14 protein-coding genes are annotated in these 14,938 nt (G+C 40.4%); 6 read left to right on the top strand and 8 right to left on the bottom strand.

Features of this window, described 5'->3' with window-relative positions:
• Positions 1 to 369: 369 nt before the first annotated feature.
• From GBI66_RS05935 to GBI66_RS05945, 3 genes are read right to left on the bottom strand one after another with little or no spacing between them, the layout of a single operon-like run.
• Positions 370 to 1,431, bottom strand: coding sequence for a DUF6670 family protein (locus GBI66_RS05935; protein ID WP_151715482.1), 1,062 nt, complete (start codon positions 1,429 to 1,431; stop codon positions 370 to 372).
• Between the two features lie 16 nt (positions 1,432 to 1,447).
• Complete coding sequence (pssA, locus tag GBI66_RS05940; RefSeq protein ID WP_005155209.1) at positions 1,448 to 2,281, bottom strand: CDP-diacylglycerol--serine O-phosphatidyltransferase; 834 nt, start codon at positions 2,279 to 2,281, stop codon at positions 1,448 to 1,450.
• A 38-nt stretch (positions 2,282 to 2,319) separates the two neighbouring features.
• Positions 2,320 to 3,177 (bottom strand): 23S rRNA (adenine(2030)-N(6))-methyltransferase RlmJ, encoded by an 858-nt coding sequence (locus GBI66_RS05945; protein WP_005192293.1) that lies wholly within the window; start codon positions 3,175 to 3,177, stop codon positions 2,320 to 2,322.
• 117 nt (positions 3,178 to 3,294) lie between these two features.
• On the opposite strand from GBI66_RS05945, the gene GBI66_RS05950 reads away from it, so the two are divergent.
• Positions 3,295 to 3,918: a 2OG-Fe(II) oxygenase gene (locus GBI66_RS05950; RefSeq protein WP_151715483.1), complete on the top strand. Its 624-nt coding sequence runs from the start codon at positions 3,295 to 3,297 to the stop codon at positions 3,916 to 3,918.
• A gap of 98 nt (positions 3,919 to 4,016) precedes the next feature.
• Positions 4,017 to 4,544 (top strand): hypothetical protein, encoded by a 528-nt coding sequence (locus tag GBI66_RS05955; protein ID WP_151715484.1) that lies wholly within the window; start codon positions 4,017 to 4,019, stop codon positions 4,542 to 4,544.
• A gap of 23 nt (positions 4,545 to 4,567) precedes the next feature.
• Here GBI66_RS05955 and GBI66_RS05960 read toward each other — a convergent pair whose 3' ends face one another.
• From GBI66_RS05960 to GBI66_RS05975, 4 genes are all read right to left on the bottom strand, one after another.
• Positions 4,568 to 4,810 (bottom strand): DUF2789 family protein, encoded by a 243-nt coding sequence (locus tag GBI66_RS05960; protein ID WP_005192283.1) that lies wholly within the window; start codon positions 4,808 to 4,810, stop codon positions 4,568 to 4,570.
• 155 nt (positions 4,811 to 4,965) lie between these two features.
• On the bottom strand, positions 4,966 to 5,952 hold the full coding sequence (locus GBI66_RS05965) for a malate dehydrogenase (protein ID WP_004668635.1): 987 nt from the start codon (positions 5,950 to 5,952) through the stop codon (positions 4,966 to 4,968).
• Between the two features lie 167 nt (positions 5,953 to 6,119).
• The gene (locus GBI66_RS05970) at positions 6,120 to 6,788 is read right to left on the bottom strand and encodes a ribonuclease I (protein ID WP_151715600.1); all 669 of its coding nucleotides are present in this window, start codon (positions 6,786 to 6,788) and stop codon (positions 6,120 to 6,122) included.
• A gap of 45 nt (positions 6,789 to 6,833) precedes the next feature.
• The gene (locus GBI66_RS05975) at positions 6,834 to 8,741 is read right to left on the bottom strand and encodes a lytic transglycosylase domain-containing protein (protein ID WP_171494274.1); all 1,908 of its coding nucleotides are present in this window, start codon (positions 8,739 to 8,741) and stop codon (positions 6,834 to 6,836) included.
• A 300-nt stretch (positions 8,742 to 9,041) separates the two neighbouring features.
• On the opposite strand from GBI66_RS05975, the gene miaB reads away from it, so the two are divergent.
• The 4 genes from miaB to GBI66_RS05995 all read left to right on the top strand — a co-directional run bounded on the left by miaB (position 9,042) and on the right by GBI66_RS05995 (position 12,476).
• The gene (gene miaB, locus GBI66_RS05980) at positions 9,042 to 10,493 is read left to right on the top strand and encodes a tRNA (N6-isopentenyl adenosine(37)-C2)-methylthiotransferase MiaB (protein WP_151715486.1); all 1,452 of its coding nucleotides are present in this window, start codon (positions 9,042 to 9,044) and stop codon (positions 10,491 to 10,493) included.
• Positions 10,494 to 10,531: 38 nt separating this feature from the next.
• A complete protein-coding gene (locus tag GBI66_RS05985; protein WP_151715487.1) occupies positions 10,532 to 11,608 on the top strand; it encodes a PhoH family protein in 1,077 nt (358 codons plus the stop codon).
• A gap of 71 nt (positions 11,609 to 11,679) precedes the next feature.
• Complete coding sequence (gene ybeY / locus GBI66_RS05990) at positions 11,680 to 12,165, top strand: rRNA maturation RNase YbeY (protein ID WP_151715488.1); 486 nt, start codon at positions 11,680 to 11,682, stop codon at positions 12,163 to 12,165.
• An 11-nt stretch (positions 12,166 to 12,176) separates the two neighbouring features.
• Complete coding sequence (locus GBI66_RS05995; RefSeq protein WP_005192273.1) at positions 12,177 to 12,476, top strand: antibiotic biosynthesis monooxygenase; 300 nt, start codon at positions 12,177 to 12,179, stop codon at positions 12,474 to 12,476.
• 72 nt (positions 12,477 to 12,548) lie between these two features.
• On the opposite strand, the gene fhuE is transcribed toward GBI66_RS05995, so the two are convergent.
• Positions 12,549 to 14,717, bottom strand: a complete 2,169-nt coding sequence (gene fhuE, locus GBI66_RS06000) for a ferric-rhodotorulic acid/ferric-coprogen receptor FhuE (protein ID WP_151715489.1) — start codon at positions 14,715 to 14,717, stop codon at positions 12,549 to 12,551.
• Positions 14,718 to 14,938: the final 221 nt, after the last annotated feature.

Consider the following 14,938-nt stretch of genomic DNA (forward strand, 5'->3'; position numbering starts at 1 on the left):
AATTTTCTGACTAAAAATTCGCTCAAATAAACTTCGAGAAATTCTTACCATTCAATCAATGAAATATTTTCGATCGATCAATCAGTAAAAATCCACACAAGTTGTTCTTCTATTCTCTTAATGATCTTCTCGATGATTCGTCACCATCAAGCTAGGTCGGCTATATTACTCTAAATCTCTTTAAAGTCAACAGGTAATTTAGATATTTTCAAAACTTATTCTCAAACCCAAAAATTTAACCATTAAGCCAAATCCTTGTTTATCAACAAGTTTTTATCTGCATCACCGCCGATGGATGTGCATTCTACAGCATTTCAGACCAGACACAACCCCCTTTTTCAAATATTCTTAAATTATTAAATCAAGCGACTATTTTTTGCACAAATAAGGTTGAAAATGCGGTATTTGGTCCATTATTTGTTCAGTTTTACTTTTTTCTTGCCAATGAAGAGGTCGACAGTCGATGTATTCACAATACCCAGAACCCTCATAACTCTGTTTATTCCACAATAATTGATAATTAAAACTTCCTACATAGCCCGCAGCCAAGCCAAATTTATAATCACCTCTGCTTTGCGCCTGTAACTGGAAGACAATCTCATCATTTTCTTGATATTGCCAAATAAACTCTCGAGGCAAATACATTTCTCGACCATTGGGTGTCTGAACTTTTGGATAAACACGGGTGACATCAAAAATCACTTGATGATCATAAAGTATGGAATGTTGCTCATTCGACTGAATTTCAATTCTAGAAAAAATAATGTTATTCCACTGATTTCTAAGTTCAGACAAAATGATCTGAAAGTCTGCACTGACCTGAATAATTTGATAACTAAAAAAATGGAAGGCGATAAAAGGTAAATAGATTGCTCTGGCATGTTTCAAGATACCCTGCGCTTCGATCTGATATTTTTGTTTTTTATAAATGATTTCGCCTTCGCACTGACAGCGGACATACCAATAATCCCCAACGCCCCATTGCAAGGCTGAATGGTTTTCTATTTCAGTACCAATATTCACTTTGAGTTGGCAACTGAGTTCTGCATCATCACGCTTAAAATAGTAATTTGGAAAATCAACTTGGATTTGATCTACATCTAAAAACTGATAACGATCTTGCTCTAATTGACATTGTTCTTTGGCACTATAACTTTTGAGATGTCCGACAGTTGATGCACTACTACTCACCAAAACTGTCGCAGTATCAATTGCCGTTGTAGCAATTGCACTCGCGTTATAACAAATAGGGATACGAGGTTGGCCAATCAGGCTAATGAAATTTAAATAATGGAAAGGTTCAGGCAAATTTGGCAGGATCAACGCCTGATAAACAATTTTAAAAAGACCTTTGGGCGGATGAAAAGTTAAAGCATCTGACTTATTGAGGTTCAGCTGCTTTAATTGATTGTTATTCATCAATATTGGCATACTGAACCTCCGTATTTTAAGTTGTTATTTTTGCATCATTCTTTTTGGCAAACAACGTCGTTACAAATCCTGAAAGTACATAGAGGATACAAACAATGAGTATCCCTACAGGAATGTTGTACGTGATTGCAGCAAAAATCAAGACCACTGGCAACATCACGACAAAAGGTACGCGCTTACGATCCATTTGTTTAAATGAATAGTATTTGATGTTTGAAATCATCAGCAAGCCAACTGCAACCATAACCACCGAGTTAATGACTTGAATGACAATATCTTTTAGATCAAAGATAAATGGATAATCACGACCGACCCATACCAATGAAATAACAGTCACTGCTGCAAGCGGGCTAGCGATACCAATAAAGTAGCGCTTATCCACCACACCGATTTGCACATTAAAACGCGCTAAGCGGAAAGCAGCACAAGCGGTATAAATAAAGCAACAGGCTAAACCGATACGCCCAAGATCATGCAAACTCCAGCTATACATTAAGATTGCTGGTGCAACACCAAAAGCCAACAAGTCAGAAAGCGAATCGTATTGCTCACCAAATGCACTTTGTGCACCAATGGCACGTGCAACTCGCCCATCCAGACCATCAAGCAATGCTGCCAAGAAAATGGCATAGATCGCTTGATTAAAGTTTCCATTCATACTGGCAATAATTGAATAAAAACCAGAAAGAAGTGCGGCTGTTGTAATTAAATTCGGCCACAAATAAATACCACGGCGTTTCACTTTTTGTCCTTCGTGCGTATGTTCTTCTTCTTCTACTTCAAAAGTGATTCCGTCAAAAGAATGATCTTCTTTGTTCAAATCAGAATCAGGTTTAAGAGAATTTGTCATTATTTTCAATTCCTCGAGAATATTTTGACATTGATGGGTTATTCACCCACCAACCAACGCACAGCAGCATGTCCACCATTTTCACTCATGCGTAAATGTGGGAATAACCATTGTAATGCTTGATCCGCATCTTCAGAGAATTTCCAAGGTGGATTAATCACGAGCAAACCACAACCATTCAATCCAACTGGTGTGTCATCTGGCCATACACAAATTTCACAAATGAGCTGACGGCGAATACCTGTTTTAAACATTTTCTTTTCAAAACGTTCAATCATGGCGCGGTCTTTAATCGGATACCAAACGGCAAACACACCTGTTGGCCATTTTTTATGTGCAGCTTGGAGGATTTCAACCAATTGCGGGAAATCTTTACGCTCAATTTCGTAAGGCGGGTCAATCATGACCAATCCGCGCTTTTCTTTAGGCGGAATGACACCCATCAGGCCTTCATAAAAATCACGCTCATGCAAGCCCGCACGTTTATCACGAATATTGAAATACAATTGCTGAAACACATCACGCTGCATTTCAAATATAGTCGCTTTATCAATATCACGCATGCCTTCAAGCGCAAACCAAGGTGAACCTGGATAAGCACCCTTACCCGAACCTGCACGCATATCTTCAACAATTTTAAGATATTGTTTTACACCTTCAGGCGCATTACGCTTAATCGAATCGTCAAGCTTGACCAAACGATGGATGCCCGTTAGGAATTCACCTGATTTTTGCGCTTCAGAAGTAGATAAATCATATTTACCTGCACCACCATGGGTATCGATATATCGATAAGGTTTATCTTTAGCATTTAAACGAGCGAGCAGTTGAAGCAAAAGTACATGCTTCATAACATCGGCAAAGTTACCCGCATGGAAATGGTGACGGTAATTCATGTTGACAATTATTCCTCAATTCAGCGGGTAGTTTAACATGAAAGAAAAAAGTATTCTTTAGCGTTGATGTGATCATCTAAAATCATACTGCAATCAAACCTAAGTCACTGGAGTGCTATGCAAGCAACAACTCTCCCACCCGCATTAAATCTTCAGTCTTGGAATCTGGATCAAGTGCTGGATGATCTAAATGAATTTGGCTTTGCCTTGATTGATGATATTTACTCACTTGATTATGTACAGACATTGGCACATGAATGTACTTCGCATCTTGCGGAATTTAGAGCAGCCGGCATACAGAATGGTGTAGTCAGCCATATCCGTAGTGATCATATTCTATGGATTGATGGGCAACTGCCAATTGCACAACAGCATTTACAGACCCTAGAACACTTATCTCAAGCGTTAAATCAGGCTTTTTATTTAGGAATTAAAGAGGTTGAAGCGCATTTCGCTTGTTATAACGCAGGCGAGTTTTATGCCTTACACCGCGATAACCCACAGCAAAAAAATGATCGTATGATGTCGACCGTGTTCTATTTACATGAAAGTTGGCAAGAAGATTGGGGTGGACAATTACGACTACAGGATAAACTTGGTCAATGGCATATCATCCAACCACAACCAAATCGTCTCGCGATTTTTCAAAGTGATGTCTTACACGAAGTACTACTTTCGAAACAGCAGCGATTATCCATTACAGCATGGTTACGCAGTGGTGGATCAATTTGGAATGGTTAGGGTCTGCTGACATCTATGAAATATCAGCAACCCTTCTACCTTTAAATTTAGAAAAACAGCCTTATATATCACGCATAACTGACGATTTTGGATCAATAATGTCGAATGAAACTCAACAAGTGATTGCTCGAATTGGTGAAACAGACCAACTCTATTTAGAAAGCAATACTCCCGAACTTGCTTTAGAGCGTGCTGACCTCCGTTTGCAATTGGTCGTATTGAGCCATATTCGACAGGAACAGTTGCATTTCTTGCAAGAAGCAATCGTACTACTTGAACAAGCTCGTGTTGAATATGATGAAATGCCATTAAGCTTGTATTTGAATTTGTCTTTATGTTTAGCCAAAGCCTATATGATTTACTTTGAGCTCACTAAAGAGCAGCGTTTTGCTTTAATTACACAGCAAATTCTTAAACCTTTAGCATATACAGAACACTTAGATATTTATTTCTTCTTGGCTTACGCTTCAGCTGCTAAGCAAGAACTAGCATTAACACGGCATTGGCTAACGAAATACATATCTTGCTTGGATCATGATTTAGAGTTATTACAACTACATCCTGCTTTGAATCAAGCACGTCAAGAAGACTGGTTTGCAGCCCTTATAAAAAATAAAGCTCACTGATGTGAGCTTTATTTTTTATTTGACTATCTTGTGCTATCTACATGTAGTTGTTGATTCAACTCATCAATCACAATGGCCCATTCATCATCTTTATCCCAATGACTTTTTAAAAAATCACGCTGCCCTGCACTCCAAAATTCTGCTTCATGTAATTTTTGATCGGCAGGTAGCTGATGGGCTTTCACAAAATTTTCAATTGCAGCATCATCAGCCTCAAGCCCGAGTTGCTCAAATAAAAGTTCCAGTGTCGGTTGCTGTTCAAACATTGTTATTCTCCAAATCATGTCTCTTATAAAAATAATTTAACAGTAAATCCCATTATCATGCAGATGTATGTCTATATTTTCTTGTTGTTTTTTGTTCCTGCTCCCATAAAAAAGCACTCTCAGGGAGAGTGCTTCCAATTTATCAAAAAGATAAATTATTTTAACATGTCAGCAATCGCTGCACGTTCGTCTTCAAGTTCTTGAAGCGTGATGTTCATGCGCTCACGGCTGAACTCATCAATTTCAAGACCTTCAACACGTGTGTATTCGCCATTTTCACAAGTTACTGGCACACCGTACATTACGCCTTCTGGAATACCATAAGAACCGTCAGATGGGATACCCATAGTTACCCATTTGCCGTTTGTACCCAACGCCCAGTCACGCATATGGTCGATTGCAGCATTCGCAGCTGAAGCAGCTGAAGACAAACCACGCGCTTCGATGATCGCAGCACCACGTTTACCAACAGTTGGAAGGAACGTATCTTTGTTCCATTCAGCATCGTTGATTTTGTCTTTTAAGCTTTCGCCATTTGCAGTTGCAAAACGGTAGTCAGCATACATTGTTGGAGAGTGGTTACCCCAAACAGTTAATTTCTCGATATCAGAAACTGCAACACCCGCTTTTTGAGCAATTTGAGTTAACGCACGGTTGTGGTCAAGACGTAACATTGCTGTGAAGTTTTTCGCTGGAAGATCTGGAGCAGATTTCATTGCGATATATGCATTGGTGTTTGCAGGGTTACCTACAACCAATACTTTAACATCACGGCTAGCAACTTCGTTGAGTGCTTGACCTTGACCAATGAAAATTTCACCGTTGACTTTCAACAAGTCAGCACGTTCCATACCAGGACCACGTGGGCGTGAACCTACCAACAATGCATAGTCAGCATCTTTAAATGCAACCTTAGGATCATCAGTCCCGATCATACCTGCCAATAATGGGAAAGCACAGTCGTCAAGTTCCATCATCACGCCTTTAAGCGCTTGTTGAGCTTTCTCAAAAGGAACTTCAAGCAATTGTAAAATTACTGGTTGATCTTTACCGAGCATTTCACCGCTTGCGATACGGAATAATAAGCTATAACCAATTTGACCAGCAGCGCCTGTAACGGCTACACGAACGGGTTGCTTCATGTGATATTCTCCAATGAGATGCGTTTGCACGATTGAACGCTATTATTATTCAATCGAATTATCATAAACGGCAAAGATTGTACTCTAAAGCGAATACAGATGCATGTAAAAGAGAATGAATTTCAACAAAAGTCTAATAGAAAATACAAATCAAACTAGGTAAATCCCTAATAACTTCCTTTAATTGTAAACTCACTTGGGCAACCCGTCACAATATGGCTTGCACATTGTTTATATTGACCATTTTTCTGATAGCACACGCGAATCTCGGTTAAAACTGTATCAAATCTTGATGACTGGCAAGTAAAGCGAATTCCATTTGGCGGTAGAGATGGATTGAGTTTGGTAAATTGCTGTCTTAAATTTTCTTTTTGGACTTCAATCGTATTTGGGCTGGTCAAATCAGCTGGTATTTTCAAGCGCTCAGCAAAATTAATTACTGTTCTAAAATATTGACTGGCATTCATTGGCATACATCCGCCCACATCCTGCCACAGTTGCACTCGCGCATTTTCATCTGGCATGACCCGCGCCACCACTTTGGCTTGTAATGGTGAGAGTTTGGCAGAGGTTTTTGTTGAACAATCCCGATTTAAAGGCACTTCAGGCAATAAACTTGCAATCGTAAGAGAATAACCTTCCAGACATTTACGTTGTTTTTGTCGTGATGAGTCAAAGGCACACGCTGCTGGCGTCATTTGTACATGCATGACATATCCCGCCACATCTTGATCACTTGCAGCATATACGGGTACAGCAAGAGACAAGACCGTATAACAGATCAACACCTGTAGAGATCTCATCAACTGCCCTTTAAGTAATTGGACGGGTTTCATCAAATGCAAAAACTTCATTGTTTCACTTAAACATCTTGGTGTGTCTTAAGGCCCACTGCGTACAGGAATCGTGCTCATTCGCTTTTCTAGCGATTGCGCCCCTTGCCCTAATACCACACCATAATGCGTGGCATTGGTCATGACATGTTTTACATAGTCACGTGTTTCCAATAATGGAATGGTTTCAGTGTATTGGTCTGCTGCCATAGTCTGAACATCAGGCTGCCAACGGCGTGCACGATTCGGACCTGCGTTATAACCTGCAGTTGCCAATACAGAACTACCACTCAATTGACTCTGGATCATTGAAAGGTAATAAGTTCCGTAACGAATATTGGTATTCATTTCACTTAATGCCGCAGGGTTATAGGTTTCACCCATTTGTCGTGCAATCAGTTTTGCCGTGTTTGGCATGATCTGCATCAAACCACCCGCCCCAACATGTGAACGTGCTGAAGTCACAAAACGACTTTCTTGGCGCATTAAACCATACGCCCAAGCAGGATCAATACCAGCATTGTAACTATGACTGGTGACATTGCTACGATGTGGTGTTGCATAGCGATAAGTATCATTATGGCGTGATGTAGTACGATCAGCCGCATAAATTGCACGGTCATACCAACCCACATCATGTGCTCGTTTTGCCGCTGCTAAAAGTAGACCATCATCATGCTGTAAATACGCTTGGCGAACCGCCCAGTTCCATTCACGATTGGTATAATTAGCAGGTGCATTCACATCTCTTAATGCAAAGGCACGTCTAAAATGAATATTTTGATTCAGACGCTGCGTATCTTGAGCACTCGGTTGTTCATTATAAGGCTGATGGTTATAGCGTTCGCCGATACGATCTTTTGCTAGTAAATTATGGTAATCATCCCCACCTTGCGCCAATTTACGATAGATCTGTTGAGCGGCTTGCTTGGAACCACCATCCGAACGTTGCTCAGATGCACGCGCTAACCAGTATTGCCAGCGATCTTCCTGTTTTTGGGTCACCGACATCGCATCAATGGAGCGGATCAGACTTTCCCAAGCCCCAAAACGAATTGCCTGACGGGCATAAATTTCAGCTTCTTCTGGACTAAATGGATAACCATAACTTTGATCGAAAGCATTGAGCACTTCACGGTTAAAACCGTTCTTCATCACGGTGGTACCGCCGACATAACCAATGGTGCGGTATAGGTATTTCTGTACAGGTTGAGGCACATCCTGAACAACACGTTGCACATTACCCAAAGCATTGGTTAAATCACTATCTGCAACACGACCTAAAGCAAAAATCAAATAGGCATAATCTGCATCATTGGACTTCGGTGCACTCCACAGATAGCCCAATGGATTGGCTTGAATTTGATTAAACTGCGCTAAAGAAAGGTTCAACCCCATCGTTTGAGCTGTCGCAATTGCTGGGCCAGACTGCCCTGCACGGAGCTGCCCCCATAATCTTTGCTGGCGATCCTGAGTCGTCATAAGCGGACTAGACAACATCAAACGTCCCAAGCCATTACATGACTCAGGCTGAGAATTAGTGGTTAACCAAATATCCTTATACTCTGCAAAAACTAGACTATCTCCAGTTTTTGCTCGTACTTGCGCCACAGCACAACTTTCTTCTTGATCGGGATTGGTGACATAACTAAGGACGGGTTTTGCATCGGCGAAGCTACCCAGTTTTACTTTTTCTTCAACATAATCGGCAGATAATTTTTCTGCCATTGCTGATTGTGGGTAGCGTTGTGCAAAACTAATAATTGAAGATGCGGGTTGAAAACCTAAATTGGTATTAAGCTTCCAATACTCTGGATAATAACCGAGCGCATCATTTTGCATTTCAAATTGGTATTGATCAAGCAAAGCAGTATTGCTGGCATTGGCAGCACGCAACGCATCATTAAATTGTTCATCTAATGCATAGACAGATGAGCAAGCAATCATACCACCCATTGCAATAAAACAATGGAGGCTGTTCTTGTTATTCAATTTATGACTTTCGGTTGTTCTAAAATCACGCTGCTTTTTCATCTTCATCAATATATATGCCCAATTTCGCCCAGCCATTATAGTGTAATAAGTCTAGCCTTCTACTATTGTTGTGTTATGTAAATTACTGATTCATATTCATTAAAATTCACACAATTTTATTCACAAACTGTCCATTTTTGTCAGTTTTTTATTCTCTGCGTTCAGTCTAAAATACTGCTATAATCCGCCGTTTATTTAAATCCACCTTGTTTAGGAGCCTGCATGACGGTTCAAACATTCATTCCCAGTGCTGTAAAAGCTGCTTCAGAAAACACTGTTACCCAGCCAATGCACACCGCTGATGTTTCGATCAAGAAATTGTTTATTGAAACTCAAGGGTGTCAGATGAATGAGTATGACAGTCATCGTATGGCAGATTTGTTAGGTGATTCACATGGCTATGTGCTCACTGACAATCCAAATGAAGCAGATATCCTGCTCATGAATACCTGCTCAATTCGTGAAAAAGCGCAAGAGAAGGTATTCAGTGGTTTAGGCCGCTGGCGCAAACTTAAAGAAAAAAATCCTGATCTAGTGATTGGTGTCGGTGGTTGTGTTGCCTCTCAAGAAGGTGACAACATTCAAAAACGTGCACCTTATGTCGATATGGTATTTGGTCCGCAAACCTTGCACCGTTTGCCACAAATGTTAGATCAGCATAATGAGCAAGTGGAAAAACCGAAGAAAGAAAAAATCAAACTAGTTGATATTTCTTTCCCAGATATCGAAAAGTTCGACTTTCTGCCTGAACCACGCGTAGAAGGCTTTAAAGCATTCGTTTCAATTATGGAAGGTTGCTCTAAATACTGTTCATTCTGTGTGGTTCCCTATACCCGTGGTGAAGAAGTCTCTCGCCCGTTAGATGATGTGTTAGCTGAAATTGCTGGCTTGGCTGAAAAAGGCGTGCGTGAAATCAGTTTGCTCGGTCAAAATGTGAATGGTTATCGCGGTGAAACTTTCGAAGGTGAAATTTGTACCTTCCCTGAGTTACTCCGTTTAGTCGCAGAAATCCCTGGTATTGGCCGTCTACGCTATACCACTTCTCACCCGCTTGAATTCTCTGAAGATTTAATTCAATGCTACCGTGATTTACCACAAATGGTTTCGCATTTACATCTACCAGTACAAAGTGGTTCAAACGATGTATTGCAAGCCATGAAACGTAACCACACCATTGATGTCTACATCGATAAAATTGCCAAGTTACGTAAAGTCCGCCCAGATATGCATTTATCCAGCGATTTCATCATCGGTTTCCCTGGAGAGACGGATGAACATTTTGCGGAAACCTTACAATTCATTAAAGATCTAGATTTCGATCATTCTTATAGCTTCGTTTACTCAAAACGTCCTGGTACACCAGCCTCTGACCTACCCGACAGTACTCCTGAGCAGGTGAAAAAAGATCGTTTGGCTCAAGTACAAGAAGTGATTAAACGCTCTAGTATTGATAAGACGGATGCAATGCTTGGCAAAATTGAGCGTGTTCTGATTGAGAAAGTTTCTGATAAAGATCCAAATGTTTTAATCGGTACAGCTGACAATACACGTTTAGTTACTTTTATCGGTGATGCTACGTGGATTGGACGTTTTGCAGAGATTGAGATCACTGAAATTAAAACTTTAAATTTAGTTTATGGCGAACTCTTGAATCTTGAACCTGACGTGGCGTAATGTAAGGGTATTCTTATAAAGCAACAAAAGGGTTTCTCTTGACTGCAGCGATTCGACGTACAGTAACGTTCCCTGAGATTTCAATGGAACGTTTAAAAAGCATGCTCGGTGCGTATAACGGGCATTTAAAACAAATCGAACAACGTTTAGATGTCAAAATTACTCACCGTGGCGATGCCTTTTATCTAGATGGTGACATAGAAGCGGTCGAAAGAGCCGAAGCACTATTGCAACGGCTCTATCAAGAATCAGAAATTTCCTCACAAATTAGTGCCGATGCAATACATTTGATGATCCAAGGTTCACAGACAGACTGTGAACTGATGGATGATTCAGATCAAGAACATACGGGCTTAGACAATGTTTGGTTGCAGACCCGCAAAGGGCGAATCAACCCACGTGGTGCCAATCAAAAGCGTTATGTACAACGCATTTTACAAAGCGATATTTCATTCGGTGTTGGTCCAGCAGGGACAGGTAAAACCTATCTCGCGGTTGCAGCAGCGGTGGATATGCTGGAACGTAACGAAATTCAACGTATTTTACTGGTTCGCCCAGCAGTTGAAGCTGGTGAAAAACTCGGTTTCTTGCCAGGTGATCTCACCCAAAAAATCGATCCTTATTTACGCCCACTTTATGATGCATTGTATGAAATGCTTGGCTTTGAAAAAGTAGCCAAACTCATCGAACGCCAAGTGATTGAAGTCGCTCCGCTTGCCTATATGCGTGGACGAACACTCAATCATTCCTTTGTGATTTTAGACGAAGCGCAAAATACCACACCTGAACAGATGAAAATGTTCCTCACCCGTTTAGGCTTTGGTTCACGTGCCGTCATTACAGGTGACGTCACACAGGTTGACTTACCTCGCGGACAACAATCGGGTTTGGCGCATGCCTTACGTGTCATTGAAAACGTACATGAAATTCATATCACACGTTTCCATTCTCGCGATGTCGTCCGTCACCAACTGGTACAAAAAATTGTTGAAGCTTACGAAGGTTGGGACAGTGAACAGCAACGCCTGTCTGCTGAAGCCCGTGCTGAACGCAAAGCTCGACAAGAAGCACTTGTTGCAGAGAATGACTCTGCGGCGGATGCACAACACTTTTAGAAAACCCCTTCACTCCCCCTTTGTTGCGATACTTTAGTCACATCTCAGGGGGACGATTTTAAGGATCTACTTTGAAAATCAATTTAAGTCTTCAACAAGACTTTCAAGCTGCGGAATTGCCACTGAAACGTGGTCAAATCAAAAAAAATATCGAAACTGCACTGCGCCATGTCGGTTTTGATGTCAATTGTGAAATCGGGATTGCCTGTGTCGACATCGCAGAAAGCCATGAACTCAACCTGCAATATCGTGAAAAAGACAAACCGACCAATGTGCTTTCTTTTCCAAGTGATATTCCTGAGGAAATGCTGAGCTTACTCGATGCAGAGCCTCTTGGGGATTTGGTGATTTGTATTCCTGTCGTTTTACAAGAAGCTGCAGAACAACAAAAAACACCAAGCGATCATTTCACTCATTTACTGGTTCACGGTGTTCTACATTTGCTTGGCTTTGACCATGAAACCAGTGAAACTGAAGCTGAAGAAATGGAAGCTTTAGAAATTGAGATTCTGAAAAAATTGGGTATCGCCAATCCTTACCAAGCCGATGAAAGCTAATCCAAGGTCCTATGTATATCGTTATTTTTAAAGCCACGATCAAACAACTTGACGCAACTTACTCAGAAATGGCACAAAAGCTGAGAAATAAAGCCTTGAGTCAATTTAATTGTGTCAAATTTGAAGCTTGTAGTGAAAATGGTTTTGAAATAGCGCTGTCTTACTGGAACAGCCTTGAAGATATCAAGCAGTGGCAACGCGATGCAGAACATCTGGTTGCTCAGCGTTTAGGCAAAGAAAAATGGTATCAAGATTTTAGTGTGGAAATCTGCAAAGTTGAACGTGCTTATTCGAGTCAAAATGGCCTGTGAATAATCTTTGACTTATCCACAAGTTCAATCAAAAAACGGCTGAATTCAGCCGTTTTTTGATTTTCGAAATAATTAGAATTGGTAGCGTAAAGCTAAAGTTGCATTCCGTGGCGTTCCCCATGTTGTTTGACCATATGCAGGGAAAATTCCATAGTACTCTTTATCAAATAAATTATTGATATTGAGTTGAGCAGAGAAGTCTTTGCTTAATTGATAACGAGCCATTAAATTCACTAATGCATATGAGCTTTGCTCAACTTTTTCAGTCACTTTTAGCGGATTTACTGCTTTCACATAAGTGCTGCTTTGCCAATTTACGCCACCACCAACTGTAAGCGCGCTAAATTTACCTGGTAATTGATACGTCGTAAAAGTCTGTATCATTTTACGAGGTAACTCAGAATTAATGTCATCACCATTAATATCAGTTGCCTTAAACTGGCTATAACCAGCTGTTAATTTCCAGTCTGGTAAAATCTCACCACTAAGCTCTAATTCGAATCCTTTACTCTCAGTTCCTTTTGCAGCGCGATAGTAAATATCTTTATTCTCATGAACCCCAGCTTGTTGAGCTAAATTATCTTGTTCAATTTTAAATAGAGCCAATGTCCCATTTAAGCGCCCATCAAACCAACCTGATTTCAAACCGATTTCAGTACTCTTGCCCTCAATTGGGTTAAGTACTTTGCCATTAATATCTTGTTCAGACTGTGGTTGGAAGATACTGGTATAACTTGCATATGCAGAAATCGCATCATTGAAATCATATATAACACCAGCATAAGGCGTAAATTCATTGTTATGTTTAATGTCATAGGCTGGCGTCCAGAGCCCATTTCCAGTTTTTTGAAAATCTGTTAAACGACCACCTAAAATCAGCTTTAAGGGTTCTAATATTGTCCACCGCGTTGCAAAATAAACCGCATCTTGTTTGGTCTTACTTTTCTCATAGAAACTTGCATCACTCCACTTAGGAGCTGGATATGAACCATTCCAGTTATTAAAATTTATCGCAGGCTGTGTTGCGTAGTTTGCATTTCGACTATCCGATTTAAAGTCTTGTGTAGAGTGAATATACCCCAAGGTCAGTTCATGCTGTTGACCTAATAATTCGAACTTTCCGTTCACTTGTAAACCAATATCATCTTGCTGAGTATTCGTAATATAAGAACCAGCAAATGCCCCCAAACCTAGCCCTGTATTCTTATCTGGACTTCCAGACAGATACAATAGTTTCGAGTCGCCATTACGATCACCTCGGCTATAAGATAGTTTCGCATTCCAATTTTGATTAAAACGGTGGGTTATATCTGCAAATAGATTAGTGTAGTCACTATCCCACCGCGCCCAATTTGTACTTGTTGTTTTACTACGGTCCCATTTAGCACGACTGCCATCGCTATACCAAACAGGTAAACCACCCCACATTGGACTATCGCCTTTGTTTTCTTGATAGCTAACACCTGCTGATAATAGCGTATTCTCAGTCAGATCAGCTTCCCCAGTAATCAAGGCAGTCAAGGCTTGTTTATTTAACAAATCAATATAACTATCACCTTGTTCATATTGAGCAACCGCACGGCCTCGTAATGAGCCAGATTCATTCAGACTATTAGAAATATCTCCCGTAACACGGTAATTATTCCAACTACCACCGCTGACCTCCAAATTGCCTGTAGGCACTGTACTAGTAGCTCGCTTACGAATCATATTGATCGCAGCAGAAGGATTCCCAGGCCCTGTCATTAAACCAGTTGCCCCACGTACCACTTCAATACGATCAAATAAAACAGCACTTGTTGCAGTCTCACCTGAACTCCAAGGTTGCTCATAGCGTGTAGGGACGCCGTCTATTTGATAATTATCAATTTGAAAACCTCGCGCATGCAAACTATTACGATTGGTTTCATAACGTTGCGCATTAATTCCAGTTACATTTTCAGCAACGTCGACTAGGCTAGTAAGCCCCTGATCTTTTATTCTCTGCTCTGTAATAATAGAAACTGATTGCGGAGTCTCCTTCACAGATAACCCTAGCGGTACAGCCGTGGTTGTTTTTTTAACGGTATATGCTGTTTTCTCTTTTTCTAACTCATCTGCTTTAACGGTAATTGTAGGTAGTTTGGCATTTTCAGTACTGTTATCGCCTTCTGCAAAAGCCAATGAAGGTAATAGTATGGCAGCCATCGCCAATACAAGCGGATGCGCTTTAAATACATTTAAAGTTGGATGTTGATGCATGAAATATGTCCTTATTGCAAGGGAGCGGTCTTGAAAACATGCATCTCATTCCCCCGATAAATTTTAAGAAGGATGCATTCATTTTCAAAAGGAGAATTAACCTAAAACACATTGCAAATGATAATTGTTTTTATTATCAATTCAAGTTCTAATAGATAAATTTAGTTGCTTGTTTTAATTAAACTTAAAAGAGTGCTCGCGATTGGTGAAAAATAATCAAA

The organism is Acinetobacter sp. TUM15071 (genome assembly GCF_008980925.1).
GTDB classification, from domain to species: domain Bacteria; phylum Pseudomonadota; class Gammaproteobacteria; order Pseudomonadales; family Moraxellaceae; genus Acinetobacter; species Acinetobacter dispersus.